19 protein-coding genes and 4 tRNA genes are annotated in these 23,593 nt (G+C 49.0%); 19 read left to right on the top strand and 4 right to left on the bottom strand.

Annotated features, from left to right (window positions below):
- Positions 1–810: a 3'(2'),5'-bisphosphate nucleotidase CysQ gene (cysQ, locus tag AC1HDJ_RS01185; RefSeq protein ID WP_479536569.1), complete on the top strand. Its 810-nt coding sequence runs from the start codon at positions 1–3 to the stop codon at positions 808–810.
- An 88-nt stretch (positions 811–898) separates the two neighbouring features.
- Complete coding sequence (locus tag AC1HDJ_RS01180) at positions 899–1,849, top strand: patatin-like phospholipase family protein (protein WP_479536567.1); 951 nt, start codon at positions 899–901, stop codon at positions 1,847–1,849.
- A gap of 94 nt (positions 1,850–1,943) precedes the next feature.
- Here the strand turns inward: AC1HDJ_RS01180 and coaA are convergent, their stop codons facing one another.
- The gene (coaA, locus tag AC1HDJ_RS01175; RefSeq protein ID WP_479536565.1) at positions 1,944–2,891 is read right to left on the bottom strand and encodes a type I pantothenate kinase; all 948 of its coding nucleotides are present in this window, start codon (positions 2,889–2,891) and stop codon (positions 1,944–1,946) included.
- Positions 2,892–3,098: 207 nt separating this feature from the next.
- On the opposite strand from coaA, the gene AC1HDJ_RS01170 reads away from it, so the two are divergent.
- From AC1HDJ_RS01170 to rpoC, 13 genes are all read left to right on the top strand, one after another.
- Positions 3,099–3,174: transfer RNA gene (locus tag AC1HDJ_RS01170), tRNA-Thr, on the top strand.
- A gap of 13 nt (positions 3,175–3,187) precedes the next feature.
- Positions 3,188–3,272: transfer RNA gene (locus AC1HDJ_RS01165), tRNA-Tyr, on the top strand.
- Between the two features lie 33 nt (positions 3,273–3,305).
- Positions 3,306–3,380 (top strand) — tRNA-Gly (locus tag AC1HDJ_RS01160).
- A 4-nt stretch (positions 3,381–3,384) separates the two neighbouring features.
- A tRNA-Thr gene (locus AC1HDJ_RS01155) sits at positions 3,385–3,460 on the top strand.
- A 111-nt stretch (positions 3,461–3,571) separates the two neighbouring features.
- Positions 3,572–4,756 carry an elongation factor Tu gene (gene tuf / locus AC1HDJ_RS01150; protein WP_479533502.1) on the top strand — a complete coding sequence of 395 codons (1,185 nt, stop codon included), beginning with the start codon at positions 3,572–3,574 and terminating at the stop codon, positions 4,754–4,756.
- A 195-nt stretch (positions 4,757–4,951) separates the two neighbouring features.
- On the top strand, positions 4,952–5,335 hold the full coding sequence (gene secE, locus AC1HDJ_RS01145) for a preprotein translocase subunit SecE (protein WP_438622202.1): 384 nt from the start codon (positions 4,952–4,954) through the stop codon (positions 5,333–5,335).
- Position 5,336: 1 nt separating this feature from the next.
- Complete coding sequence (gene nusG, locus AC1HDJ_RS01140; RefSeq protein ID WP_438622201.1) at positions 5,337–5,882, top strand: transcription termination/antitermination protein NusG; 546 nt, start codon at positions 5,337–5,339, stop codon at positions 5,880–5,882.
- 115 nt (positions 5,883–5,997) lie between these two features.
- Entirely contained in the window at positions 5,998–6,426 is a 429-nt protein-coding gene (gene rplK, locus AC1HDJ_RS01135; RefSeq protein WP_438622200.1) for a 50S ribosomal protein L11, read from the top strand.
- A 4-nt stretch (positions 6,427–6,430) separates the two neighbouring features.
- Positions 6,431–7,132, top strand: a complete 702-nt coding sequence (rplA, locus tag AC1HDJ_RS01130; RefSeq protein ID WP_438622199.1) for a 50S ribosomal protein L1 — start codon at positions 6,431–6,433, stop codon at positions 7,130–7,132.
- 261 nt (positions 7,133–7,393) lie between these two features.
- The gene (gene rplJ, locus AC1HDJ_RS01125) at positions 7,394–7,891 is read left to right on the top strand and encodes a 50S ribosomal protein L10 (protein ID WP_438622198.1); all 498 of its coding nucleotides are present in this window, start codon (positions 7,394–7,396) and stop codon (positions 7,889–7,891) included.
- Positions 7,892–7,954: 63 nt separating this feature from the next.
- On the top strand, positions 7,955–8,320 hold the full coding sequence (rplL, locus tag AC1HDJ_RS01120) for a 50S ribosomal protein L7/L12 (protein WP_438622197.1): 366 nt from the start codon (positions 7,955–7,957) through the stop codon (positions 8,318–8,320).
- A gap of 324 nt (positions 8,321–8,644) precedes the next feature.
- On the top strand, positions 8,645–12,673 hold the full coding sequence (rpoB, locus tag AC1HDJ_RS01115; protein WP_438622196.1) for a DNA-directed RNA polymerase subunit beta: 4,029 nt from the start codon (positions 8,645–8,647) through the stop codon (positions 12,671–12,673).
- Between the two features lie 96 nt (positions 12,674–12,769).
- On the top strand, positions 12,770–16,987 hold the full coding sequence (gene rpoC, locus AC1HDJ_RS01110) for a DNA-directed RNA polymerase subunit beta' (protein WP_479536560.1): 4,218 nt from the start codon (positions 12,770–12,772) through the stop codon (positions 16,985–16,987).
- Between the two features lie 314 nt (positions 16,988–17,301).
- Here rpoC and rsd read toward each other — a convergent pair whose 3' ends face one another.
- Positions 17,302–17,784, bottom strand: a complete 483-nt coding sequence (gene rsd / locus AC1HDJ_RS01105; RefSeq protein WP_479536558.1) for a sigma D regulator — start codon at positions 17,782–17,784, stop codon at positions 17,302–17,304.
- Positions 17,785–17,906: 122 nt separating this feature from the next.
- On the opposite strand from rsd, the gene nudC reads away from it, so the two are divergent.
- From nudC to hupA, 4 genes are all read left to right on the top strand, one after another.
- Positions 17,907–18,719 carry an NAD(+) diphosphatase gene (nudC, locus tag AC1HDJ_RS01100; protein ID WP_479536556.1) on the top strand — a complete coding sequence of 271 codons (813 nt, stop codon included), beginning with the start codon at positions 17,907–17,909 and terminating at the stop codon, positions 18,717–18,719.
- 81 nt (positions 18,720–18,800) lie between these two features.
- The gene (gene hemE / locus AC1HDJ_RS01095) at positions 18,801–19,865 is read left to right on the top strand and encodes a uroporphyrinogen decarboxylase (protein ID WP_479536554.1); all 1,065 of its coding nucleotides are present in this window, start codon (positions 18,801–18,803) and stop codon (positions 19,863–19,865) included.
- A 181-nt stretch (positions 19,866–20,046) separates the two neighbouring features.
- Entirely contained in the window at positions 20,047–20,652 is a 606-nt protein-coding gene (locus tag AC1HDJ_RS01090; protein WP_479536552.1) for a YjaG family protein, read from the top strand.
- Between the two features lie 211 nt (positions 20,653–20,863).
- A complete protein-coding gene (gene hupA / locus AC1HDJ_RS01085) occupies positions 20,864–21,136 on the top strand; it encodes a nucleoid-associated protein HU-alpha (protein ID WP_438622190.1) in 273 nt (90 codons plus the stop codon).
- Positions 21,137–21,246: 110 nt separating this feature from the next.
- On the opposite strand, the gene phaC is transcribed toward hupA, so the two are convergent.
- The gene (gene phaC / locus AC1HDJ_RS01080; protein ID WP_479536549.1) at positions 21,247–23,106 is read right to left on the bottom strand and encodes a class I poly(R)-hydroxyalkanoic acid synthase; all 1,860 of its coding nucleotides are present in this window, start codon (positions 23,104–23,106) and stop codon (positions 21,247–21,249) included.
- A gap of 64 nt (positions 23,107–23,170) precedes the next feature.
- Positions 23,171–23,527 carry a phasin family protein gene (locus tag AC1HDJ_RS01075; protein WP_479536547.1) on the bottom strand — a complete coding sequence of 119 codons (357 nt, stop codon included), beginning with the start codon at positions 23,525–23,527 and terminating at the stop codon, positions 23,171–23,173.
- Positions 23,528–23,593: the final 66 nt, after the last annotated feature.

Below are 23,593 nucleotides of genomic sequence, written 5' to 3'. Positions count from 1 at the left end.
ATGACACCTGAGGCGCTGTTATCGCCGGTATTGGCGATAGCCCAAGAGGCCGGTCAGTTGATTGCTGATATCTATCAACAAGGCAACTTTAAGCAGCAGATAAAATCAGATCATACGCCGGTAACCAGCGCTGACTTGGCCGCTCATGCCCTGATCAGTGAACGCCTGCGCGCACTCACGCCGGATATCCCCGTACTCTCTGAAGAGGAGTGCGATATTCCGCTGAGCATCCGCAGCCAGTGGTCACGTTACTGGTTGGTTGACCCGCTTGATGGCACACAAGAGTTTATCTACGGTAGCGGTGAATTTACCACCATGATAGCCCTGATTGAACAGAATCAGCCGGTGCTTGGTGTCGTTTATGCGCCTATCAGCAAAGTCAGCTATTACGCAACCCATGGCGGTGGTGCTTTTAAACGTGATACCACCGGAGTCACTACCCGTTTACAGACCCGTAAAGTTGATGTGCAGACAAAGCAGATCACCATTGCCGTCAGTCGCCGTCAGTCGGAAGCTATGCTGGCTGAACAGCTCAACTCGGACTGGCACTACACCCTGCTACCACATGGCTCAAGCTCACTAAAAAGCTGTATGGTGGCCGAAGGTATCGCTGATTGTTACCTGCGCTTAGGGCCTACCGGTGAGTGGGATACTGGTGCAACCCAGTGTATTTTGCATGAAGCTGGTGGTCATCTGTCAGATACCTATCTGCAGCCACTGAGCTACAACCTGCGTGAAACGCTGGAAAACCCGAATTTCATCAGCGTGGGTGATCCCGCACTTCCGTGGAAAACTATTCTTACCCATTAAACGCATTCTTACTAATTAGATGTAAGTGAAATGAACCGAATTCTCGTTTCGCGGTTACACTTCACTTACTCTATGATACGTTTTATTGATGTCTGAAGGTCTGTTTATGGGTAAGCGTCTGCCGTTAAGCTTGGGTCGAATTGAGCCTTTGTCGATTGCCCATCCCATCCGCTATAACAAACTTGCACTGGTGTGTGAAGGCGGCGGTCAGCGCGGCATCTTTACCGCCGGCGTATTAGATGAGTTTTTAGGGGATGAATACTACCCGTTTGGTCTGATTCTGGGCACTTCTGCAGGCGCACAAAATGCATCCGCCTACGTCCTCAACCAAACCGGCTATGCACGAAATGTTATCACCCGCTTTACCACCCAAAAACGCTTTTTCAGCCCGATGAGCTTTGCCTCCGGCGGGCACATGCTTAACTTAGATTGGCTGATGGATTCCGTTTCACAGGTCTACCCATTAGCGTTAGAACGTGCAGAAAAGCGCCTGCATAACCGTGAATTTCTGATGTGCGCCTCACGCTATGACAACTTCAAACCGGTCTACTTTCCTGCGCATGCAGATAGCTGGCATGCCAGCATGAAAGCCTCATCCGCCATTCCGGGCTTATACCGAAATGGTGTTGATGTAGCCGGAGAGCGTTACTGGGATGGCGGTGTCAGCGCGGCAATACCGGTGGAAGAGGCTTATCGGCGTGGTGCCGATGTCGTGGTGGTGATCCGAACTGTTCCTTCTGAGCCTTACTACACCTCTGAATGGCTCAGCCGGTTTAGTCAGTGGCTGTCACACAGCAAGTTTAACCATATGGCGAAAATGGTCGAACACCATGAGCAGAGCTATCAGCAAGCCCAACACTTTTTACTCAATCCGCCGGATAATTTACGGATTATTGAGATCTATCCGCCACACAACCTAGCCAGTAAAACTCTGGGCAGCAAGCAAAATGAGCTTGATCACGACTACTGGGTCGGGCGGCATTGCGGGCGCTACTTTTTATCTGCCGTAGCTCCGTGGCTACAAGCGCACGCAAAATAAAAACATAAAACATACTCAGGGAAGCGGTGAGTTTTATCTCTACACCGCGCCCTTGCCATCGACTTATAGACTCAACTTATGCAAGTACACCCGCTCACTTACGCAATGACACCCGCTCAATGGCATGAGCTGGTCCCTTCGTTAAAATCAGACTGGCGCGTTCTTTGGTCGGCAAAATATTCTGCTCTAAGTTCAGACCGTTAATTTCATCCCAAATTTGATTGGCAATGCCTACCGCATCCGTTTCAGGAAGCTGCGCATAATGGTGAAAGTAGGAGTCAGGGTTTGAAAATGCACCTTGGCGGAATTTCAGAAAACGCTCGATATACCAGCTTTTTAAGAGTGCTGTATCCGCATCAACATAAATAGAGAAATCAACAAAATCAGACACAAAAACACGGTGCGGATCATGTGGGTAATCCATCCCACTTTGCAGCACGTTTAAACCTTCAAGTAACAATATATCCGGCTGTTCAACCACTTTTTTGGTGTCCGGCATAATATCGTAAATTAAATGTGAGTAGACCGGCGCTGCTACATTCGGCTTGCCTGATTTAATTTCAGAGATAAATTGCACCAGACTTTTCATATCATAAGATTCAGGAAACCCTTTTTTCTTCATGATATCGCGCTCATTAAGCACTTTATTAGGATGCAAAAAACCATCGGTTGTTACCAACTCTACATTGCGGTGCTCTGGCCAGCGGGTTAACAGCGCTTGTAAAATCCGAGCCGTAGTACTTTTTCCTACTGCAACACTGCCTGCAATACCTATCACATACGGTATACGCTGGCGTTCTCGCCCTAAAAACTGATCTAACACTGATTGCCGGCGCAGATTTGAACGAATATAAAAATTTAGCAAACGCGAGAGAGGCAAATAAATATCCACAATCTCATCGAGTGAAAGCTCGTCATTAATCCCTTTTAAACGTGATAAGTCAGACTCCGTTAAGGTCAACGGAATCGAATCACGGAGATTTGCCCATGCTTGTCGATCAAAGGAAACGAAAGGTGTAGCAATGTTTTGATTTTGTGTCATAGCCAAATCCGGGGTTAAACAAACGTATTTAACCGCTAAAAAAGAGAACAATACAGATAGTGCCTGTGGCAAAGGCGATAGTATAGAACGTAATAGACACATTCCCTGAACAAAATCTACGCAGTTGAACCATTTTGTGGATTTTTTTGCGATAAAACAGTTGCATCACCTCTCAAGTACCCATAAAATGCGCAGCACTTGTGGTACGCCGACTTAGCTCAGTAGGTAGAGCAACTGACTTGTAATCAGTAGGTCACCAGTTCGATTCCGGTAGTCGGCACCATAACAAAGAATCCGGAGGGATTCCCGAGCGGCCAAAGGGATCAGACTGTAAATCTGACGGCTCAGCCTTCGAAGGTTCGAATCCTTCTCCCTCCACCAAATTACCAGAATGTGGTAGCCGAGTTTCAGGATGCGGGCATCGTATAATGGCTATTACCTCAGCCTTCCAAGCTGATGACGCGGGTTCGACTCCCGCTGCCCGCTCCAATGTGCTGATATGGCTCAGTTGGTAGAGCGCACCCTTGGTAAGGGTGAGGTCCCCAGTTCGACTCTGGGTATCAGCACCATCTTTCCTGAATTCTTCTATCCCATTCTAACGTTGTTCTATATTCAACAAGCCATGCTTGGTTGATGTGGTAACTATTACCACCGATAACCGCGTCTAGAGGGACTATTCAATGTCTAAAGAGAAATTCGAACGTACTAAACCGCACGTTAACGTTGGTACTATCGGCCACGTTGACCACGGTAAAACTACCCTAACTGCAGCAATCACTACCGTACTGTCAAAAGTATACGGTGGCCAAGCTCGTGCATTCGATCAAATCGATAACGCACCAGAAGAAAAAGCTCGTGGTATCACCATCAACACTTCTCACGTAGAGTATGACACTCCAAGCCGTCATTACGCACACGTTGACTGCCCAGGTCACGCCGACTACGTTAAGAACATGATCACCGGTGCTGCTCAGATGGACGGCGCGATCCTGGTTGTTGCTGCAACTGATGGCCCAATGCCACAGACTCGTGAGCACATCCTGCTGGGTCGTCAAGTAGGCGTTCCTTACATCATCGTGTTCCTGAACAAGTGTGACATGGTTGATGACGAAGAGCTGCTGGAACTGGTAGAAATGGAAGTGCGTGAGCTTCTGTCTCAGTACGATTTCCCAGGTGACGACACCCCAGTTGTTCGTGGTTCAGCGCTGAAAGCACTGGAAGGCGACGCAGAGTGGGAAGCGAAAATTGTTGAACTGGCAGAGCATCTGGACAGCTACATTCCACAACCAGAGCGTGCAATCGACAAGCCATTCCTGCTGCCAATCGAAGACGTATTCTCAATCTCTGGCCGTGGTACAGTAGTAACCGGTCGTGTAGAGCGCGGTATCGTTAAAGTGGGTGAAGAAGTTGAAATCGTAGGTATCAAAGATACCACTAAAACAACTTGTACCGGCGTTGAAATGTTCCGTAAGCTGCTTGACGAAGGCCGTGCAGGTGAGAACGTAGGTGTTCTTCTGCGTGGTACCAAGCGTGATGACGTAGAGCGTGGTCAAGTACTGGCTAAGCCAGGCTCAATCAAGCCACACACCAACTTCGTAGCAGAAGTTTATATTCTGTCTAAAGAAGAAGGTGGTCGTCACACTCCATTCTTCAAAGGCTACCGTCCACAGTTCTACTTCCGTACAACTGACGTGACCGGTACCATCGAACTGCCAGAAGGCGTAGAGATGGTAATGCCAGGTGACAACATTCAAATGGTTGTAAACCTGATTGCCCCAATCGCGATGGACGAAGGCTTGCGCTTCGCTATCCGTGAAGGTGGCCGTACAGTAGGTGCGGGCGTGGTTGCTAAAATCATCGCTTAAGTCTTGACCTTCAAGACCGAAAAAGGGCATCTTTATGATGCCCTTTTTCTACGCTTATCAATCAGGGACTACAATAAGTCTCGGTTGATAAGCGTATATAGGGTAATATACGCCTTACTGTAGACCTCGCATTGCGAGGTTGAATTGTTTCTATCAAATTTATTTCTATTCGTTCGAGAGTAACAGGTGGGTTGTATGAATGCGAATACCGAAACCCAAGGCAACGGAAGCAGCTTGAACATCGTTAAATGGGTTGGCATTTTTGTCATCTTAGCAGCAGCCGTAGTCGGTAACGCTGTGTTTAATGATGTTGCCGTCGTGCTCCGCGCTTTGGTGATTATTTTGATGGTGGCGGCGGCGTTGGGTATTGCTGCATTTACTCGCCAGGGTAAGACATTCTTGGAATTCGCCCGCGAATCCCGTATGGAAGTCCGTAAAGTCGTGTGGCCAACCCGCCAAGAGACCTTGCATACAACCCTGATTGTGGCTGCTGTTACTGTCGTTATGTCATTAGCACTGTGGGGGCTAGATACCATTCTGGTCAACGTAGTGTCATTTATTACAGGCTTGAGGTTCTAACATGACTGAAGCTCCTAAAAAACGTTGGTACGTTGTACAAGCGTTTTCTGGTTTTGAGGGCCGCGTAGCCCAATCGCTGCGTGAGCATATCAAGCTGCATAACATGGAAGAGCTGTTCGGTGAGGTACTCGTACCTACTGAAGAAGTCGTTGAAATGCGTGGTGGACAACGCCGCAAAAGCGAGCGTAAATTCTTCCCTGGCTATGTATTAGTACAAATGGTGATGGATGATGCAAGCTGGCACTTAGTGCGTAGCATCCCACGCGTTATGGGTTTCATCGGTGGTACATCCGATCGCCCAGCGCCTATCAGTGATAAAGAAGCTGATGCCATTTTGAATCGCCTGCAACAAGTGGGTGATAAGCCACGTCCGAAAACCTTGTTTGAACCGGGTGAAATGGTTCGCGTTAGCGATGGTCCATTTGCTGACTTCAACGGTGTGGTCGAAGAAGTGGATTATGAAAAGAGCCGCTTAAAAGTATCAGTATCTATTTTTGGTCGTGCAACACCGGTTGAATTAGACTTCAGCCAAGTTGAAAAAGCGTGATCATATTTTAATCTGATGCTTGTAAAAGGCGTGAAATTGACCTACAATTTCGCGCCTTTTTGTTATCGGGGAGCCTTAATTCTGAGGCGCTCGAACCCAAACTGAGGAAATATTAATGGCTAAGAAAGTACAAGCCTACGTTAAGCTGCAAGTTGCAGCGGGTATGGCTAACCCATCTCCACCAGTTGGTCCAGCACTGGGTCAACAAGGTGTTAACATCATGGAATTCTGTAAGGCATTCAATGCTCGCACTGAGAGCATGGAAAAAGGCCTGCCGATTCCAGTGGTTATCACTGTTTACGCTGACCGTTCTTTCACTTTCGTTACCAAAACGCCTCCAGCAGCAGTTCTGCTGAAGAAAGCGGCTGGTATCAAGTCAGGTTCTGGCAAGCCGAACAAAGAGAAGTGCGGTAAAGTTGCACGTGCTCAAGTTCGCGAAATCGCCGAAACTAAAGCGGCGGACATGACTGGTGCTGATGTGGAAGCGATGATGCGCTCCATTGAAGGTACTGCACGTTCCATGGGCCTGGTTGTAGAGGACTAAGACAATGGCTAAGCTGACCAAGCGCATGCGCGTGATCCGTGACAAAGTTGATGCTACTAAACAGTACGAAATCAACGAAGCCGTTGCTCTACTGAAAGAGCTGGCAACTGCTAAATTTGTAGAAAGTGTTGATGTTGCAGTAAATCTGGGTATCGACGCTCGTAAATCAGACCAAAACGTTCGTGGCGCTACTGTACTGCCACACGGTACTGGCCGTACTGTTCGCGTTGCTGTGTTCACCCAAGGTGCAAACGCAGAAGCCGCTAAAGCAGCCGGTGCAGACCTGGTAGGTATGGAAGATCTGGCTGACCAGATCAAAAAAGGCGAAATGAACTTCGACGTAGTTATCGCATCTCCTGATGCAATGCGCGTTGTAGGTCAACTGGGCCAAATCCTGGGCCCACGTGGTCTGATGCCTAACCCGAAAGTGGGTACTGTAACCCCGAACGTTGCTGAAGCTGTGAACAACGCTAAAGCAGGTCAGGTTCGTTACCGTAACGACAAGAATGGTATCATCCATTCTACTATCGGTAAGGTAGACTTCACCACTGAGCAACTGAAAGAAAACTTGGAAGCTCTGCTGGTTGCACTGAAGAAAGCGAAGCCTTCTTCTGCAAAAGGCGTATTCATCAAGAAAGTTAGCATCTCCACCACTATGGGTGCAGGCGTAGCTCTTGATCAGAATACCCTGAGCGCTGCTGTTTAATAAATAGCACTGCTTTACAAGGGCGTTGGATTTCTATACAATTTGACGCCTTTGATTATGGTTGGAGCTTGGCCTTTTCCAAGCCTCCGTCCAAGACCGCAGGTGTGCTGAAAAGCACTTAATCTGATCAACCTGCGTAGACGGTGACAGAACCGAAAGAATTTTTTCTGACTGGATTCTGCTCGCCGTGTATTACGCCCGAGTATTTGGGTGGTGTGAGTTCCGAGCAATTATGCTCGGCTAATCCAGGAGCAAAAGCCAATGGCACTGAATCTTCAAGACAAACAAGCGATTGTTGCTGAAGTCAACGAAGTGGCCAAAGGTGCGCTGTCTGCAGTAATCGCTGATGCACGTGGCGTTTCTGTAGCAAAAATGACTGAACTGCGCAAAATCAGCCGTGAAGCTGGTGTGTACGTACGTGTAGTACGTAACACTCTGCTGCGTCGTGCTGTAGCTGGTACCTCTTATGAGTGTATGGCTGATGCGTTTGTTGGTCCAACTTTGGTTGCATTCTCTAACGAACATCCGGGCGCTGCAGCTCGTCTGTTCAAAGCATTTGCTAAAGATAATGCCAAATTCGAAGTTAAAGGCGCAGCCTTTGAAGGCGAGTTCATTCAAGCGGACAACATTGACCGTTTGGCAACTCTGCCAACTTACGACGAAGCGATTGCACGCTTGATGGCGACCATGAAAGAAGCCTCTGCAGGCAAACTGGTTCGCACTATCGCGGCTATTCGCGATGCAAAAGAAGCTGCTTAATAGCACCCTCTTTCGCTTTTCGTTTGCAAGATAACCATCTTCTTATTTTAGGAAATAATTGTTATGTCTATCACTAAAGACCAAATCATTGATGCAGTTGCAGCAATGTCTGTAATGGAAGTTGTTGAACTGATCTCTGCTATGGAAGAGAAGTTCGGCGTTTCTGCTGCTGCAGCTGTAGCTGTTGCTGCAGGTCCAGCTGAAGCTGCTGAAGAGAAGACTGAATTCGACGTAGTTCTGTCTGCTATCGGCGCAAACAAAGTTGCTGTAATCAAAGCAGTACGTAGCGCAACTGGTCTGGGCCTGAAAGAAGCTAAAGACCTGGTAGAATCTGCACCAGCTAACCTGAAAGAAGGTATCAGCAAAGCAGAAGCTGACGCTCTGAAAGCTGATCTGGAAGCAGCTGGCGCTTCTGTTGAAATCAAGTAATCGGACTTTCCAGTTCGTAGCCTGATTTGCAAAGGCTAATGGCTGGTGACTTTTTAGTCACCAGCCTTTTTGCGCTGTAAAGGATGCTTGTGGTGTTTCACACTGTTTGGCCATAAGTGATCCTCAATATTTTTTCTATTGACGACTTAATATACTGCGCCAGAGTCGCTGCTCTGTGTAAAGCACAATGAAATGATTTAAGCGTGATAGAAACAGGTATTGCGAAGGGTCAATCGCCCTTCGGTCACAAAAAAATAGTGTTGCACGAACTGTCCTAGCAGGACGGACAGAATGGGTCGACTATTCAGCGAGCTGAGGAACCCTATGGTTTACTCCTATACCGAGAAAAAACGCATTCGTAAGGATTTTGGCAAACGTCCCCAAGTGTTGGACGTGCCTTACTTACTCTCTATCCAGCTTGACTCGTTTCAAAAGTTTATCGAGCAAGATCCGGAAGGGCAGTACGGTCTGGAAGCGGCGTTCCGTTCCGTTTTCCCGATTCAGAGCTACAGCGGCAATTCAGAGCTGCAATACGTTAGCTATCGTCTCGGTGAGCCTGTCTTTGATGTGAAAGAGTGCCAAATCCGCGGCGTAACTTATTCTGCACCTCTGCGTGTTAAACTGCGCATGACGCTGTATGAAAAAGACGCGCCAGAAGGCACAGTAAAAGACATCAAAGAGCAAGAAGTTTACATGGGCGAAATTCCGCTCATGACCGAGAACGGTACTTTCGTTATTAACGGTACCGAGCGAGTTATCGTATCCCAGCTGCATCGTAGCCCGGGTGTGTTCTTTGACAGCGATAAGGGTAAAACCCACTCCTCAGGTAAGGTGCTGTATAACGCACGTATCATTCCTTACCGTGGTTCTTGGTTGGATTTCGAGTTTGACCCGAAAGACAACTTGTTTGTTCGTATTGACCGTCGTCGTAAACTGCCAGCCACCATTATTTTACGTGCGCTGCGCTACACGACTGAGCAGATCCTTGATCTGTTCTTTGAGAAGATCGTATTTGAAGTTCGTCACGGTAAGTTAGAGATGACTCTGGTTCCAGAGCGTCTGCGTGGTGAAACTGCGACCTTCGACATCGAAGCGAATGGCAAGGTTTATATCGAAAAAGGCCGCCGTATTACGGCTCGCCATATTCGTCAGCTAGAAAAAGATGAGATTACCTGTATCGATGTACCTATTGAGTACATTGTCGGTAAAGTCTCTGCAAAAGATTATGTTGATACCTCTACGGGCGAGCTGATTTGCGGCGCGAACATGGAGTTGTCACTGGAAACTTTGGCTAAACTGAGCCAAGGCGGACACAAGCGTATCGAGGTTCTGTTCACCAATGATCTAGACCACGGTCCGTACATGTCTGAGACATTACGTGTTGATTCCACTACAGATCGTCTGAGTGCGCTGGTTGAAATCTACCGCATGATGCGCCCTGGTGAGCCGCCAACACGTGATGCTGCCGAAGCGTTGTTCGAGAACCTGTTCTTCTCTGCTGACCGCTATGACTTGTCTGCGGTAGGCCGGATGAAGTTTAACCGTTCTCTGCTACGTGACGAGATCGAAGGTGCCGGTACACTGAGCAACGACGATATCATTGAAGTGATGAAAAAACTCATTGATATTCGTAACGGTAAAGGTGAAGTCGATGATATCGATCACCTGGGCAACCGTCGTATCCGTTCTGTCGGTGAAATGGCTGAGAACCAATTCCGTGTTGGTTTAGTCCGTGTTGAGCGTGCGGTGAAAGAGCGTCTGTCTTTAGGCGATCTTGATACCCTGATGCCACAGGATCTGATTAACGCCAAACCAATTTCTGCGGCAGTGAAAGAGTTCTTTGGCTCTTCTCAGCTGTCTCAGTTTATGGATCAGAACAACCCGTTGTCAGAGATCACGCATAAGCGTCGTATTTCTGCACTGGGCCCGGGCGGTCTGACACGTGAACGTGCAGGCTTCGAAGTGCGAGACGTACACCCGACTCATTATGGTCGCGTATGTCCAATCGAAACGCCGGAAGGTCCAAACATCGGTCTGATTAACTCCCTGTCTGTTTACGCACAGACTAACGAGTATGGTTTCCTTGAGACTCCGTACCGTCGCGTAAAAGATGGTGTAGTGACCGACGAAATTCATTACCTCTCTGCAATTGAAGAGGGTAATTACGTTATCGCTCAGGCTAACTCAAACCTGGATGAAGACGGCCGTTTTGAAGAAGAACTGGTTACTTGCCGTAGTAAAGGCGAATCTAGCTTGTTCAGCAAAGATCAAGTTGACTACATGGACGTTTCAACCCAACAGGTTGTTTCTGTCGGTGCGTCACTGATCCCATTCCTTGAGCACGATGATGCTAACCGCGCCCTGATGGGTGCGAACATGCAACGTCAAGCCGTACCTACTTTGCGTGCTGATAAGCCGCTGGTTGGTACAGGTATGGAACGCGCTGTTGCCGTTGACTCCGGTGTTACCGTAGTGGCTAAGCGTGGCGGTCTGATTCAGTACGCTGATGCTTCTCGTATCGTTATCAAAGTTAACGAAGACGAGACCATCCCGGGTGAAGCAGGCATTGATATCTACAACCTGACCAAGTACACCCGTTCTAACCAGAACACCTGTATCAACCAGATCCCATGTGTGGCGCTGGGCGAGCCGGTGAACCGCGGTGATGTATTGGCTGATGGTCCGTCTACTGATTTAGGCGAACTGGCACTGGGTCAGAATATGCGCGTGGCATTTATGCCATGGAACGGTTACAACTTCGAAGACTCCATCTTGGTTTCCGAGCGTGTTGTTCAAGAAGACCGTTTCACTACGATTCACATCCAAGAATTGGCATGTGTAGCGCGTGATACAAAATTAGGATCTGAAGAGATCACCGCAGACATCCCTAACGTGGGTGAAGCAGCGCTGTCTAAGCTCGATGAGTCCGGTATCGTGTATATCGGTGCTGAAGTCAAAGGCGGTGACATTCTGGTCGGTAAAGTAACACCAAAAGGTGAAACTCAACTGACACCAGAAGAGAAGCTGTTGCGTGCAATCTTTGGTGAAAAAGCGTCGGATGTTAAAGACTCCTCGCTGCGCGTACCAAACGGAACATCCGGTACTATTATCGATGTTCAAGTCTTCACCCGTGATGGTGTAGATAAAGACAAGCGTGCATTAGAAATCGAAGAGATGCAGCTTAAGCAGGTTAAAAAAGACCTGACTGAAGAGCTGAAAATCCTCGAAGCAGGTTTGTTTGCGCGTATCCACGATCTGCTGGTTGGCGGTGGTCTGGAAGCTGAGAAACTGGCTAAATTGTCTCGCGACAAGTGGCTGGATCTGGCTCTGGATGACGAAGACAAGCAGCATCAGCTGGAGCAGCTGAGCGAGCAATACGATGAGCTGAAGGCAGAGTTCGAGAAGAAGCTGGAAGGCAAGCGTCGTAAGATCACCCAAGGCGATGATTTGGCACCAGGTGTGCTGAAGATCGTGAAGGTTTATCTGGCTGTTAAACGTCAGATTCAACCGGGTGATAAGATGGCGGGCCGTCACGGTAACAAGGGTGTTATCTCTAAGATTAACCCTATCGAAGACATGCCACACGATGAACACGGTGTGCCGGTTGATATCGTACTGAACCCACTGGGTGTTCCATCGCGTATGAACATTGGTCAGATTCTGGAAACGCATCTGGGCATGGCCGCGAAGGGCATTGGTGAGAAGATCAACGCGATGATCAAGCAGCAGCAAGAAGTTGCTAAGCTGCGTGAATTCATCCAAAAAGCGTACGATCTGGGCAGTGATGTCCGTCAGAAAGTCGATATGAACACCTTCAGCGACGACGAAGTATTGCGTTTAGCTGAGAACCTGCGCAAAGGTATGCCATTGGCGACCCCGGTATTTGACGGTGCGAAAGAGTCTGAAATTAAAGACTTGCTGGAGTTAGGTGGTTTACCACGCTCTGGTCAAATCACACTGTTTGATGGCCGTACAGGGGAGAAGTTTGAGCGTTCAGTAACCGTCGGTTACATGTATATGCTGAAACTGAACCACTTAGTCGATGACAAAATGCATGCGCGTTCTACCGGTTCGTACAGCTTGGTTACTCAGCAGCCGCTGGGTGGTAAGGCGCAGTTCGGTGGTCAGCGTTTCGGTGAGATGGAAGTGTGGGCGCTAGAAGCATACGGTGCTGCGTATACACTGCAAGAAATGCTCACTGTTAAGTCTGATGACGTGAATGGCCGTACCAAGATGTATAAGAACATCGTGGATGGCGATCATCGTATGGAACCGGGTATGCCAGAGTCGTTCAACGTATTGTTGAAAGAGATCCGCTCTCTGGGTATCAATATCGAACTAGAAGACGAATAGTTTTCTTATCGATAGCGGTTCACATTAGATCGCAGCAGGAAATAGGAGCGTGGCGCCGCCACGCTCCACTGGTTTAACTCCGACGGGAGCCAATCCGTGAAAGACTTACTAAAGTTTCTGAAAGCGCAAACTAAGACCGAAGAGTTTGATGCCATCAAAATCGGTCTTGCGTCTCCAGACATGATCCGTTCTTGGTCTTTCGGCGAAGTGAAAAAGCCGGAAACCATTAACTACCGTACCTTCAAGCCAGAGCGCGACGGTTTATTCTGTGCGCGTATCTTTGGCCCAGTGAAGGATTACGAGTGTCTGTGTGGCAAGTACAAGCGCCTGAAGCATCGTGGCGTGATTTGTGAGAAGTGTGGCGTCGAAGTGACCCAGACTAAAGTTCGTCGTGACCGTATGGGCCACATCGAACTGGCTTGCCCAACTGCGCATATCTGGTTCCTAAAATCGCTGCCATCCCGTATCGGTCTATTATTAGATATGCCGTTGCGTGATATTGAGCGTGTACTGTACTTCGAATCCTATGTGGTTGTTGAAGGCGGTATGACCAACCTTGACCGTGGTCAAATGCTGACTGAAGAGCAGTATTTAGATGCACTGGAAGAGTTTGGTGATGAATTTGACGCCAAAATGGGTGCTGAAGCGGTGCAAGCACTGCTGCGCGCGATGGATCTTCCGGTTGAGTGTGAGCAGTTGCGTGAAGAGCTGGGTGTTACTAACTCAGAAACAAAACGTAAAAAGATCACTAAGCGCATCAAGCTACTCGAAGCCTTTATTCAGTCAGGTAACAAGCCTGAGTGGATGATCCTGACCGTTCTGCCAGTTCTGCCGCCAGATCTACGTCCGTTGGTACCGCTTGATGGTGGCCGTTTTGCAACGTCTGACCTGAACGATCTGTACCGCCGTGTGATCAACCGTAACAACCGTTTGAAGCGTCTGTTGGATCTGGCTGCGCCGGATATCATCGTACGTAACGAAAAGCGTATGTTGCAAGAAGCGGTTGATGCATTGCTGGATAACGGCCGTCGCGGTCGTGCGATCACCGGTTCTAACAAGCGCCCACTGAAATCTTTGGCCGATATGATCAAAGGTAAGCAGGGTCGTTTCCGTCAGAACCTGCTCGGTAAGCGTGTTGACTACTCTGGTCGTTCTGTAATCACCGTAGGTCCATACCTGCGTCTGCACCAGTGCGGTCTGCCGAAGAAAATGGGTCTTGAGCTGTTCAAGCCATTCATCTACGGCAAACTCGAAGCACGTGGTCTGGCTACAACGATCAAAGCTGCCAAGAAAATGGTAGAGCGCGAAGAAGCAGTGGTTTGGGATATTCTCGATGAAGTCATCCGTGAACATCCAATCCTGCTGAACCGTGCACCAACGTTGCACCGTCTGGGTATTCAGGCTTTTGAACCTGTACTGATCGAAGGTAAAGCGCTGCAGTTGCACCCACTGGTGTGTGCGGCTTATAACGCCGACTTCGATGGTGACCAGATGGCGGTTCACGTTCCACTGACGCTTGAAGCGCAGTTGGAAGCGCGTGCGTTGATGATGTCAACCAACAACATCCTGTCTCCGGCATCCGGTGAGCCAATCATCGTGCCTTCTCAGGACGTGGTATTGGGTCTGTACTACATGACCCGCGACAAGATCAATGCCCAAGGCGAAGGCATGGTGCTGACTGGCCCGAAAGAAGCGGAACGTCTGTATCGCTCAGGTCAGGCAGAATTGCATGCACGCGTTAAAGTGCGTATCACCGAGCATGTGAAAACCGATACTGGTGAGATCGAGGTGTCTACTCGCCTGATCGATACCACGGTTGGCCGTGCTATTTTGTGGATGATCGTACCGAAAGGTCTGCCTTACTCTATCGTTAACCAAGCGCTGGGTAAAAAAGCGATCTCTCGCATGCTGAACACTTGCTACCGTGTGCTGGGCCTGAAAGCGACCGTAGTGTTTGCTGACCAGATCATGTACACCGGTTTTGCATATGCAGCCCGCTCGGGTGTCTCTGTCGGTATTGACGACATGGTTATCCCGGAAGCGAAAGCGAAGATCCTGGCCGATGCAGAATCTGAAGTTGCTGACATTCAAGAGCAGTTCCAGTCTGGTCTGGTAACCGCAGGCGAGCGTTACAACAAAGTTATCGATATCTGGGCTGTGGCGAACGATAAAGTATCGAAAGCCATGATGGAAAACCTCTCAACTGAAACCGTGATTAATCGTAACGGCGAAGAAGAGAAGCAGTCTTCCTTCAACAGCGTATTTATGATGGCCGACTCCGGTGCGCGTGGTTCTGCTGCGCAGATGCGTCAGCTGGCCGGTATGCGTGGTCTGATGGCCAAGCCTGATGGCTCGATCATCGAAACCCCGATCACCGCGAACTTCCGTGAAGGCCTGAACGTACTCCAGTACTTCATCTCTACACACGGTGCGCGTAAAGGTCTGGCGGATACCGCACTGAAGACAGCGAACTCCGGTTACCTGACTCGTCGTCTGGTAGACGTAGCGCAAGATTTGGTGATCACCGAAGATGACTGTGGCACGCTAGAAGGCGTGATCATGACGCCGCTGATCGAAGGTGGTGATGTTAAAGAACCACTGCGTGAGCGCGTGTTGGGCCGAGTTGCGGCTGAAGACATTCTGACGCCAGGTACTGCAGATATCCTAATCCCGCGTAATACACTGCTGGATGAGAAGCTCTGTGATCTGATCGAAGAGAAATCGGTTGATACGATTCTGGTTCGTTCAGTGGTTACCTGTAACACCGATTTCGGTGTGTGTGCGAACTGCTACGGCCGTGATCTGGCACGTGGACACCTGATCAACAAAGGTGAAGCTGTCGGTGTTATCGCTGCACAGTCCATCGGTGAGCCAGGTACTCAGCTGACCATGCGTACGTTCCACATCGGTGGTGCGGCATCGCGTGCGGCAGCCGAGAACAGCATCCAAGTGAAGAACAAGGGTAGCCTGAAGCTGCATAACGCGAAATTCGTTATCAATGCAGATAAGAAGCTGGTTATCACTTCACGTAACACTGAAATGACCGTGATCGACGAGTTCGGTCGCACCAAAGAGAGCTATAAAGTACCTTACGGTGCAACTATGGCTAAAGGTGACGGCATGGATGTGAACGCGGGTGAGACCGTCGCAAACTGGGATCCGCATACCATGCCGGTTATTACCGAAGTGGGCGGTTACATCAAGTTTGTTGATATGCTTGATGGCCTGACAGTAACTCGTCAGACCGATGAGCTGACCGGTCTGTCTTCCATCGTAGTTCTGGACGCTGCAGAGCGTACAGCCGGTGGTAAAGACTTGCGTCCTGCGCTGAAGCTGGTTGATGCGAACGGTAACGACATTCTGGTTCCTGGCACTGATATGCCTGCGCAGTACTTCCTGCCGGGTAAAGCTATCGTTCAGTTGGACGATGGTACTCAGGTCGGTACGGGTGATGCGTTAGCACGTATTCCACAAGAGTCTGGCGGTACTAAAGATATCACCGGTGGTCTGCCACGCGTTGCTGACTTGTTCGAAGCGCGTAAGCCGAAAGAGCCTGCGATTCTGGCGGAAATTACCGGTATCGTTTCCTTCGGTAAAGAGACCAAAGGTAAGCGTCGTCTGGTAATTACACCGATTGATGGTGCTGATCACTACGAAGAGATGATTCCTAAGTGGCGTCAACTGAACGTATTTGAAGGCGAATTGGTACAGCGTGGCGATGTGATCTCCGATGGTCCAGAAACGCCACACGATATCTTGCGTCTGCGTGGCGTGCATGCGGTGACTAACTATATCGTTAACGAAGTGCAAGACGTTTACCGTCTGCAAGGCGTTAAGATTAACGATAAGCATATCGAAGTTATCATCCGTCAGATGCTGCGTAAGGGTACAATTTCTCAGGCTTACGATTCCGAATTCTTGGAAGGTGAGCAGGCTGAAGTTGCCCGCGTGAAGATCACTAACCGTGAGCGTGAAGCGCAAGGCAAAGAGCCGGTAACGTTTGAGCGCGAGCTGTTGGGTATCACCAAGGCTTCTCTGGCAACTGAGTCATTCATCTCTGCGGCTTCCTTCCAGGAAACTACCCGCGTACTGACCGAAGCGGCAGTAGCAGGTAAGCGTGATGAGTTGCGCGGTCTGAAAGAGAACGTGATCGTCGGTCGTCTGATCCCAGCGGGTACCGGTTATGCGTACCATCAAGATCGTACCCGTCGTCGCCAGAAAGGTGATGCACCGGTTGCACCACAAGTGAGCGCAGAAGAAGCATCGGCTAATTTGGCCGGTCTGCTGAGTGCTTTCGGTAGCAGCGAAGAGTAATCATTGCTGATGAATTGCCGTATGGGCCAAGAGGCTGATACGGCAATTCATACCGAATAGATTCACTGTGGCCAGCAATCTGGTCAGTATTGCGGTGATAAACATTGCAGTAACAAAAAGGGCATCTTTCGAGATGCCCTTTTTATATGTAACTTGAAAATCCAACCAGTAAAAAAATTTCTGCTTTTTGCCACTCAGGCATCCCTTTTCCTGCCATCATGCCGATATCCTGCTCGTTATCTTCCAATTTATTATCATTTTTTAATTATTATTGCTTTAAAATCAATGCATTAATTTTACAGCAAAAAGTGCTGTTAAAAACTTTGCCCAGTACTGAGTACCACACTTTTAATCAGCTTATCTTCGAGTGCAAAACGGGCTTCGAGCTGCTCGCCCAGTGTAGAAAGATGTTGATCGATATCCAACAAGCTCTCTTCATCCTCACTGATTTCGGCATATTGATCATTAAAATGAAGGATGTGCTGGGTATTTTCATTCAGCAACGGGTGAATTTTACTGTGTAACTGACTGATATTGCTATGTGGTAAGGTTTCGGCTTCTGAGATGATGTGATCGTAGATCTCAAAGTGCCCGGCAGAGAGATAATCGATTAAACGCGCGCAAAATAACGAGACAGATTCTGCAGTCGGCAGACACTGCTTTTCGTGCTGAAAAGGCGGTAGACCGGCAAGACGGCAGTAATCAATCAATAAGGCTTTGCGTTCTGCCAGCCACAGGTCAATAATTTTTGCATTAACCCTGACGGGCGCAGGGTGGCTCTCTAGAGGGGTGAGCATGGTCTGTCTCCGCAGATACATTAAGGTGGTACGTTTACCTGTCTAATGTGAAATTGTGACAGGCTTGTTATAAAAGATGCCAGTAAATTTGCGTAGCTGCAAGGAGTGCAATAGAACAATTTATGTGCGATGAACGAAAAAACGAGCCAAGTAGGGTAGCAAGTTGGTGGATGCTCTGTTTTAACGGCCAGTTGTGGCTGCCTGAGGGGCAGATCCCGCACGGTATGGCAGAGGATTTAGGATTACTCTCTGGTCAGCACTACCGGCTGGGTACGTGGCAGGAGAGCCCAGTTTGGCTGGTGATCGGGATAGAGAAACCCGATGCGCAGTGGCATTCGGTACGTAGCCTACTAGATAGCCCCGTTGAACTGTTTCAACTGGCCGGGCGAGCGGTACAACTGACACATTTTTTGCGTACACACCGTTTTTGCGGCCAGTGTGGTCAGCCAATGCGCAAACCCGCCGGTGAGTGGTCGGTGCGCTGCACGGGCTGTCAGCAGTGCGATTATCCGGTGATTGCGCCTTGTGTCATTATGGCGGTGCGCAAAGACCGGCAGATTTTATTGGCACAGCACCCGCGCCATCAGGGCAATATGTACACGGTATTGGCCGGTTTTGTAGAGGCTGGTGAGACACTTGAGCAGGCGGTTGAACGGGAGGTGCGTGAAGAGGCGGGTATTGCCATTTGTAATATCCGTTATGTGAAGTCACAGCCATGGCCGTTTCCCAATTCACTGATGATGGCATTTCTTGCTGATTATGCTGAAGGTGAACTGTGTATTGATACTACCGAGCTGGTTGATGCGAACTGGTTTAGTGCTGAACAGTTGCCGCTATTACCGCCAGCCGGTACCGTGGCCCGTGAGCTGATCGATCAAACGTTATTATTATGTGCAGCGGATCACGCTGTAGAGCTGGGATCGGCACAAGATTAAACCTTATGAGGGAATCGTTCCTGTTGGGGGAGGTGGTACAATCGGGCACTTCTACTTGGCGGATGAACCGAGGATCACTGCATGACCGAGTTAAAAAATGATCGCTATTTACGCGCGCTGCTGCGTCAGCCGGTAGATGTAACACCGGTATGGATGATGCGTCAGGCCGGACGTTATCTTCCTGAGTATCGTGCAACCCGTGCCGAGGCCGGTGATTTTATGTCACTGTGCAAAAATCCTGAGCTGGCGTGCGAGGTGACTTTGCAACCGCTACGCCGTTTTGCGCTGGATGCGGCGATTTTGTTCTCTGATATTCTGACCATTCCCGATGCGATGGGCTTAGGCCTGCATTTTGAAACCGGTGAAGGCCCACGTTTTCATCATCCCATTCGTTGTCGGGCAGATGTTGAGAAGATAGGGATCCCTGATCCGGAAATGGAACTTGGGTATGTGATGGATGCGGTACGCACCATTCGTAAAGGCTTGGCCGGGGCTGTTCCGCTGATTGGTTTCTCTGGCAGCCCGTGGACACTGGCGACTTACATGGTCGAAGGTGGCAGCAGTAAGGCATTTACCAAAATTAAGAAGATGATGTATGCCGAGCCGCAGACACTGCATTTGCTGCTGGATAAGCTGGCCGACAGTGTGATCAGTTATCTCAATGCCCAGATCCGAGCGGGTGCACAATCGGTAATGGTGTTTGATACCTGGGGCGGTGCGCTGACCGGCCGTGATTATCGCGACTTCTCGTTACAGTATATGCATAAAATTGTGGATGGCTTGATTCGTGAAAATGAAGGCCGCCGTGTTCCGGTAACGCTCTTTACCAAAGGCGGTGGCCAGTGGTTGGAAGCGATTGCCGATACCGGTTGTGATGCCGTGGGCATTGATTGGACAACCGATATTGCCGACGCCCGTGCACGGATCGGCCAGCGTGTTGCGCTGCAAGGCAACATGGACCCATCTATGCTATATGCGCCAGCGGCACGCATCCGTGAAGAGGTTGCGACCATCTTACAGGGGTATGGGCAGGGTAACGGCCACGTATTCAACTTAGGCCACGGCATTCATCCTGATGTTAATCCGGAGCATGCGGGTGTGTTTGTTGAAGCGGTACATGAGCTGTCTGCTGCTTATCACCGCTAAACGGGGTAAGCAGAACGGGATACCGTTGTGACACCCTGTACAGGCTTTAAGCAATCGGATGCGGCAGATCACCTAAATTGCTGGAAATCAGAGCAATCTGCGGGGTGATCTCCGCATATGCCTATCGGTTATTCCCTAAGATCAGTTACACTCCACGGCAGACGCAGCAAGAGGTATGGGTATGTTACGTAATCCAATTCATAAACGATTAGAACGATTTGCACCATGGCAGCTACAGACTTTTATGGTATGCCTGTGTGAGCGGATGTATCCCAACTATCAAGCCTTCTCGCTGGCAACCGGATTTGGTCAGCCTCAACTGTATCGCACGATTTTAGACTTGTCATGGGAAGTGCTGACAGTCAAAGGTGCGAAGATTAACTTTGAGAATCAGTTAGAGAAGTTTGAAGAGCAGATCCCTGCCGCTGACGATTTTGATATGTACGGTGTATATCCGGCGATTGATGCTTGTGTGGCACTGAGTGATTTATTGCACTCGGCGTTGAGCGGTGATGAGCTGGAGTTCACGTTGAGCATTAGCCAGATTTCAATCAATACCGTGGCGATGTTAGCGATGAATGATGCCGATCGTGACATGTCGGAAGATGAGCTAAAAGAGCTGCCAAGTATTCAGACCGAGCTGGATGTGCAGTGGGAGATTTATCGTCTGCTGCTTGAGTGCGAAGAGCGCGATATCGAGCTGATTAAAGGGCTGCGTGCTGATTTGCGTGAAGCCGGAACCAGTAATATTGGTCTGGAAGTTGTGGGCGGTACGCGAGAAGCGTGATTTACCGCCGGATTTCAGGTTTGTAGCTTCCCTATCTGTGTGGAATTGTTCTACAGTTGGGTGGATTTGCATCAGCCCAATGGATACTGGGGCGAGAGAGTGTTGATAAGGTGAGCATATTGTCTGCCTTGTCATAACGAAGTAATCAGGATGGGTTAAATAAACCTGTATGACTACTCATAACGTGATAAATAAAACGTAAGGACAACCTATGAACAAGACTCAACTGATCGATGCTATTGCAGAGAAAGCGGATCTGTCTAAAGTACAGGCAAAAGCAGCATTGGAATCTACGCTGACTGCAATCACTGAATCACTAAAAGAGGGTGATCCGGTGCAGCTGGTCGGTTTCGGTACGTTTAAAGTGAACCACCGTGCTGCGCGTACAGGCCGTAACCCGCAAACGGGTAAAGAGATCCAAATCGCAGAAGCTAATGTGCCTGCGTTTGTTGCCGGTAAAGCGCTGAAAGATTCAGTAAAGTAATGTCTTACCGCAGTAATAAAAAACGGGGTGTCGTGTGACACCCCGTTTTTTTTACTGTTTGCAACGCTAATCTAACTTACAACGCAAAGCGTGTTCGCCATTGCAATGGGTTAAGCTGCGTCAATGTCGGCAGGCGTCGGGTTGATAACCTCTTTCCAGAGTGTGTCAATATCACTGATACGTACTTTTACGTATTCACCCGGTGCATCTCCAAGCAGCGGTTGGTTATCGCGCGCGACAGGTTCACGGGCGGCAACCGATTTTGAGCCTTCAGGAATATGGCTGACAATCCACTGCTGCCAGTGTGTCCACCATGAGCCTTTGTGATGCTCGGCGGCATTGAGCCATGCCTGATGTTCGGTTGGGAAGAAGCTGGTATCACTGTTGACCCAATAACCATATTTCCCTTTTTCCGGCGGATTGACAACGCCGGCAATATGGCCGGATTCGCCCAGTACAAAGGTCACGTGGTTATTATCTTTGCCGATAGTTTTTGCGCCATCGTAGGTCGCATCCCACAAGGCGATATGATCTTCGGCAGCAGAAAGGAAATACAGCGGCAGTTTGATCTTACTCAGGTCAATGGCAGTACCACGAATGGAGATGCCACCTGGGGTGATCAGTTTGTTCTCAAGGTAGCATTCGCGCAGCAGGAAGCTGTGGCAAGCGCCCGGAACGTTAGTGCTATCGCAATTCCAGTACAGAAGATCAAAGGCCATCGGACTTTTACCTTTCAGGTAATTGTCGACGAAGTAGTTCCAGTACAGGGAATTTTCACGCAGCAGACTAAATGAGGCAGCAATTTGGCGGCCATCCATATAGCCTTTGATTTTGTTCTGTGTTTCCAATGCAGAGACAGACTCTTCATTGATGAACACGCCGATATCACCCGGTTTAGCAAAATCAAGCAGTGTGGTGAACAGTGTACCGGTTCGAATCCGTTGCTTCATCCGGCGGGTTGCCAGATAGGCCATGGTGATACTGAGCAGCGTTCCGCCGATACAGTAACCTATCCCGTTGACCTCTTTTTCACCGGTAGCGATTTCAATGGCATCAAGCGCTGCTAGCACGCCATCGACGACGTAATCTTCAAAGTTAATCTGGTTATGTTCTGGTGTGGCGTTGACCCATGACATCATAAATACGGTGTGGCCTTGTGCAACGGCCCAGCGTACAAATGAGTTCTGGGCTTGCAGATCCAGAATATAGTATTTATTGATAAATGGCGGCACAATCAGCAGCGGTCTTTGCAGAACTTCGCTGGTGGTTGGGGTGTATTGAATCAGCTCAAACAGGGCGTTGCGGAAAATAACTTTACCCGGAGTCACGGCAATATTTTCGCCCGGCCGGAATGAGTTTTGATCCGTCATACGGATATTGAGTGTGTCTGCGCTTTTTTCCATATCCTCAACGAACAGGGTCATCCCTTTGACCAGATTTTGGCCGTTATCGTCGATTGTGGCTTTTAATAGCTCAGGATTGCTCAGTAAATAGTTGCTCGGTGAGGCCGCAGACAAGTATTGGCGAGTGAAAAACTCAAGCCGCTTGCGGGTCTCTTCATCAAGCGTTTCAAGCTGGTTGATGCTATCGAGAACATTTTTTGTGGTCAGCAGGTAGGACTGTTTGAGGTAATCAAACATCACGTTTTGCTGCCACTCTTCGGAGGTAAAGCGGCGATCACTCCGATCGGGAGTAATCACAGGTTCACTTGGCTGACCGAACATGCGCAATACGGCATGTTGTGAAAGTTGAAGTTGTTGCTGCCACCACTTGATTTGCTGCTCTAAAAGCGAGTTAGGCTGTTCAAGTGCGTGCTCAAAGAAGCGATTTGCATCGTTCATGTTGGTCTGCATCAATACCTGATTGAGCGGGCCTTGAGCCGTAGAACGCGACAGGTACAGCTCAACCAGCTTACGGTTCAGATCAGCCAGCGCATCCAGCGCGTCGTTGAACTGATTTGCAGAAGCCATGGCTTTCTCCCTGTAACACCATCATCAAAGAATGACACGCCCGCAGGCGTGTCGAGTTGCCGGTTTATTTTGCGTTGTTAACTTGCAAGTTAGCCAAGTTATCTTTGCTCAGGGTTTCCAGCTCTTTTTTGAAGCCTTCGCTCATTGAGGTCAGCTTTTGGGTGTCGTCGAGCATTTGTTTAGAGAGTTTGTTGACCATTTCCAGTTGTTTGTTGCCAAACGCAACCAGAGATTGTGGATCTTTGATATCGCTAACCGCTTTGATCTGCTCAAGGCTCAGCTCTGAGTAAGTTTTTGCTGCAGACAGTTGCAGCTTGTTGATTTGCTCTAGGCTGCTGGTGAACAGTTGGTTGTATTTGTATACCGGTGCATAAAAGTTCTGTGCTTGGTCTGCAAAAGTTTTAAAAATTTCCGTACTCATATTTTTCAGCTCCTTGTGAATAACGCACTTCTGTTCATGATGTGAAAATCGCTTCGCATCACACAG

It is taken from the genome of Plesiomonas sp. ISS29, assembly GCF_056522795.1.
Note: the sequence above shows the minus strand (reverse complement) of the source record. Positions and strands in the feature narration are given on the sequence as shown.